Raw genomic sequence first — 4,528 nt, forward strand, 5'->3', positions numbered from 1 at the left:
ATCGGGTAAATTACCTAATTTTCAGGGAAAAAGTCCCGGAATTTTCCCCCCGACCACTCCCATATCTGGTACTTTTTGATTGACAAAAAGTCTAAAAGTCTTACCCAACAAGGTTTTTAGATTTATTCAGCTAACCCTAACGAGAGATTTACAAAATTGTAACCAATCTTTTCAAATAGATAAATCGTGCGTCAATCTATTCCCAGCCTGAAACCTTATAAGTCTCTCTCTCCTAAACGTTTTGTGAGAACTATTAACATTAATCAATTTCATTGTAATTTAAGAAAAGATGCTGATTTTTCGCCTATCTCAAGTGCGTAGATTTTTGAGGATTAAAGATGATGGTAGGAGATTCTTAGATTTAGGCAAATTCCACGAAAACCGCCCCCTTTGTCAGGAAGCATTTATAGAGATTATGATGACTATTTGAGCAATGATTTATGATATAATCAAGACGGCTGACCAAAATAGCCCGTAAATTTAGAACTATCTAAATTGCATCTATAATTTCCGCCTAACTAAACTATGACTAAATATCATCAAATCACCGTTCACAATCGTCAGACCGGCGAAAAATTTGTCACCACCGTTCCAGGGGATAACTATATACTGCACAGTCTGGAAAAACAGAGTCATCAATTACCCTTTTCCTGTCGCAATGGAGCTTGTACCAGCTGTGCGGTCAGGGTATTATCGGGAGATATCCATCAACCAGAAGCGATTGGACTATCGCCGGAATTAAAAGCCAGAGGTTATGCTTTGCTTTGTGTCAGTTATGCCCGTAGCGATATGGAAGTAGCCACCCAAGACGAGGATGAAGTCTATGAATTACAATTCGGTCGCTTTTTTGCCCGTGGGAAAGTGCGTTTTGGTTTACCCTTAGATGAAGAATAGATTAAGGATTAATCGTGCCAGATACCAGCAGCCAATTAGAAAAATACCTAGACATTGCCAGCGAAGCCGCCCTAGCGGCGGGAACAATTATCCTCGATAATTGGGGTAAAATCGAGACAATAGAAGAAAAAGGGCGATCGGGCGATTTAGTGACGGAAATAGATCGTCGAGCAGAAACAGAAATTCTCAAAATTATTGGCCGTCACTTTCCCGAACATGGGATTTTAGCGGAAGAATCGGGAAAAATGCAAGGGAGGGACAGCGAGTATCTCTGGGCGATCGATCCTCTCGATGGAACCACCAACTATGCCCACGGTTATCCCGTATCCGTCGTCTCTATCGGACTACTGATCGCAGGGATAGCAGCAGTGGGAGTCATCTATAACCCCTTTAGAAAGGAACTATTTCGGGCAGCCAGGGGTTTGGGGGCCACCCTGAACCGTCGTCCCATCCATGTCTCCCGGACGAGTGAACTAGAAAAAAGTTTACTGGTGACGGGCTTTGCCTATGATCGCTGTCAAACCCCCGATAATAATTATGCCGAATTCTGTTATCTGACCCATCTGACCCAAGGAGTACGCCGCAGCGGTTCCGCTGCCAAAGACTTAACCGATGTGGCCTGTGGGCGCTTAGATGGTTATTGGGAACGAGGGATTAATCCCTGGGATCTGGCCGCGGGAATTATTCTGATCGAAGAAGCTGGCGGTAAAATTAGCGCCTACGATGAGAGTCCTTTTCTGATAGAAACGGGGCGAATCCTGGCCACTAACGGACAGATTCACACCCCCTTAAGCCAAGCTCTGCAAAAAGCCGCCTCTTGGAGTTTTCAGTTTTAATTCTTTTAATATTTATTGCGATTATCATTGTGATTAGAGTAGGACTCGCTGTATGCCTTTTCCGATTTCCCAGGGATTATTTCAATTTGATTTAATCGATCACTTCGCTGTTTTAGGAGTCTCGATCGATGCCGAACATGAGGAGATTCGCGAGCGTTACTTAAAAATTGCCTATAAACTCCATCCCGATACCTGTCGCATTCACACCCCCGCCGAAAGGGAACAGGCTAATCAGTTACTGGCAAAATTAGTTAACCCAGCCTACGAACATCTAGGCCGTGACCTATCTCGGGAAGAATTCCGGCTTATTTTAGCACAAATGGGCAAGGCAATGGCGAGAGATGCGGGTAAAATCACCATCAGTAGCGAACCGGCTAGAAAACTAGCCCAATCTAGCGCTAACTATGAATTAGCCTATCAAAAAATCCTGCAATCCTTGGCGATCGATCAATATACCGCCCTAGAAAATACCTATCAGAAAATCGCCCAACTCAGTGAACTCAATCTGGTTTATCTGATGTTAACCGAAGGTCAGGGCAACAAGAAAACCACCCGGAAAGTCTTTATCTCCCAAGGCAATCCTAACCAGTCCGAGTTAGTCGGGGCTACTTTCATCACGGCAGCCGAGGCTAAAGCCAAAGAATCGCCCCTAGAAGCCTATATTCGCCGCGCCCAAGCCTCTCTTGACCAAAATAGCCCCGCCCAAGCTTTGCGAGAATTGCGCGATGCCCTGCGGCAAGAACCAGATAATAGCATCTGTCACGCCCTGCTCGGTTTAGCCTACCTGCAACAAAATCAACTGTCCATGGCCCGGGTTCATATCAATCGCGCCTGGCAAGTCAGCCCCAAAGATGCGACGGTGATTAGGTGCAAACGGGAACTAGATCAAGTAGTTAATCCTAATGTTGAAATGGAAGACCAGAAGGGACAAAAAAAGGAAGGGGATCGCAAGGGCGGTTTTTGGTCTCTATTTGGTGGTAAAAAGAAGAACTAGCTCATCCTAAATCCGTTTATTAAAAACTGATTTAGGATCACAGGAAAAAAGCTCCCCACTCCCCTCTTCTATGTCTGTTTTGTTACTTTTTTCTTTTCTCTTGGGATAAGATTGTGATCGATCGAGTTTAGGGAATTTTTATGACCACGGAAAGTTTAGCGACTTCAGAAGCAATAGAGTCAATGACCGATGAATTTCTGGCTAGTACGAGCAGTCACCAAGAAATGATTGAAATGGTTATTTCTACTCTGCAGCAGAATGATACTGCTATGGTACAACATACAGAAAAAGGTTATCTTTGGAAGTTTCAGTATGGTAGCGTTGAGGTATTTGTACAGTTAACTGGGGAAAGCGATGATGATTTTCTAACGGTGTGGTCTTCTGTCCTCAAATTACCCGTTAAGGATGAATTGGGATTAACCCGCAAGTTATTAGCGATGAATTGTGCCGAAACCTTTGAATCTCATTTTGCCATTATGAATGATCAGGTGGTGGTGATTTCTCAGCGCACTGTGGCCGATTTGTCTGCGGGGGAGATTTCGCGAGCAATTACTCTCGTGGCGACGGTAGCAGATAATAATGATGAAATGTTACGAGAATCCTTTGGTGGCAGCTAAAATTTGGCGTTATATCCCTCCAATTATCTCATCGGCAGAGCGACAAATGGCGATCGATTCTTGGTTACTAGAGCAACACCGTTGCAGTCATCATCCCCCGACTCTGCGTTTTTATCAATGGTCGCCCCCGGCTATTTCCTTGGGCTATCATCAACGGCAATATCCCGATTTTTGGCGTGATTTGACTTGGCAAGGTCAAAAAATCTCCCTAGTTCGTCGTCCTACCGGTGGCCGGTCTGTACTACATCAGGGGGATTTGACCTATATGGTGGTAAATTCGGGGATGAAGGGGAATATTAGGGAAGTTTACCGTCAAATCTGTCAATTTTTAATCACAGGCTGGCAAAATCTCGGTCTGGAATTGTCCTACGGTGCTGCTGGCCGGGGATATATCCATTCTGCTAACTGTTTCGCTACGGCTACCGGTGCGGATCTAGTTGATAATTGGGGGAATAAATTTATTGGGAGCGCCCAACTGCAACGGGGTTCCTCGGTTCTCCAACATGGTTCGATGGTGCTAGAGCAAGATAATTCGCTGTTTGAGCAAGTTTTCGCCAGTGCTGCCCCTCAAAAGCTGAATTTAGCCCCAGATTTGACCCTAGAGACCCTTATCGCTACCCTGAAAACCGCCGCCGAACAATGTTTTGATTGTCAATTGCTAGAACAACCCCTTGAGGATTGGGAATGGCAATCAATTAAAAAAATGAATATAAATACTCATTGACAAAAAAGCTTTTGTGTGTAATTAAAATCAATTATGAGTCAAGTTGTATAGATTTGTAATTTTTTGCTAATAATGAGTAAAGGTAGATAGAGGCCGCAAGGAACCAAAGTCTTACCGAACTCGAAATTATTGTCTAGCTTGTGCTAGTTTAAGAAACGTTAATCTTTTACAGTTTGTGAGGATTAACAGGCGATCGCAGCTAGGTTAGTCAAGCTAATCCAGTCAATCGAGCGCCCCATCTTATAAGACAATGGGAGTAATCCCAGACTCAAAAAAGTTAAGAAATCTTGCCCGTGATTTCAGTTAAGCAAGAGGAAAAATACCCATGACCATTGCTGTCGGACGCGCCCCAGAAAGAGGGCTGTTTGATGCTCTCGATGACTGGCTCAAAAGAGACCGTTTCGTCTTCATCGGTTGGTCTGGTTTACTACTCTTCCCCTGCGCCTTCATGGCCCTAGGTGGA

General features: G+C 44.4%; 5 protein-coding genes and 1 pseudogene. All 6 read left to right on the plus strand.

Going from position 1 to position 4,528, the window contains the following annotated elements:
• Window positions 1-525 precede the first annotated feature (525 nt).
• Entirely contained in the window at window positions 526-894 is a 369-nt protein-coding gene (locus O9295_RS25870; protein ID WP_002760814.1) for a 2Fe-2S iron-sulfur cluster-binding protein, read from the plus strand.
• Window positions 895-908: 14 nt separating this feature from the next.
• A complete protein-coding gene (locus tag O9295_RS25875; protein ID WP_149985847.1) occupies window positions 909-1,730 on the plus strand; it encodes an inositol monophosphatase family protein in 822 nt (273 codons plus the stop codon).
• Window positions 1,731-1,782: 52 nt separating this feature from the next.
• Window positions 1,783-2,724, plus strand: a complete 942-nt coding sequence (locus O9295_RS25880) for a J domain-containing protein (protein ID WP_288036155.1) — start codon at window positions 1,783-1,785, stop codon at window positions 2,722-2,724.
• Between the two features lie 140 nt (window positions 2,725-2,864).
• Window positions 2,865-3,341, plus strand: a complete 477-nt coding sequence (locus O9295_RS25885) for a YbjN domain-containing protein (RefSeq protein WP_012266813.1) — start codon at window positions 2,865-2,867, stop codon at window positions 3,339-3,341.
• Window positions 3,304-4,065 (plus strand): lipoate--protein ligase family protein, encoded by a 762-nt coding sequence (locus O9295_RS25890; protein ID WP_288036156.1) that lies wholly within the window; start codon window positions 3,304-3,306, stop codon window positions 4,063-4,065. Before O9295_RS25885 ends, O9295_RS25890 begins: the two co-directional genes overlap by 38 nt.
• A 325-nt stretch (window positions 4,066-4,390) precedes the next feature.
• Window positions 4,391-4,528: pseudogene (locus tag O9295_RS25895) on the plus strand (photosystem II D2 protein (photosystem q(a) protein)); the annotation flags it as partial.

This window comes from Microcystis sp. LE18-22.4A, from assembly GCF_027531105.1.
Lineage (GTDB): Bacteria > Cyanobacteriota > Cyanobacteriia > Cyanobacteriales > Microcystaceae > Microcystis > Microcystis aeruginosa.

Coding starts and splice junctions, on each gene's coding strand:
- O9295_RS25870 (WP_002760814.1), top strand. CDS start 526: ATGACTAAATATCATCAAATCACCGTTCACAATCGTCAGACCGGCGAA.
- O9295_RS25890 (WP_288036156.1), top strand. CDS start 3,304: ATGATGAAATGTTACGAGAATCCTTTGGTGGCAGCTAAAATTTGGCGT.
- O9295_RS25885 (WP_012266813.1), top strand. CDS start 2,865: ATGACCACGGAAAGTTTAGCGACTTCAGAAGCAATAGAGTCAATGACC.
- O9295_RS25880 (WP_288036155.1), top strand. CDS start 1,783: ATGCCTTTTCCGATTTCCCAGGGATTATTTCAATTTGATTTAATCGAT.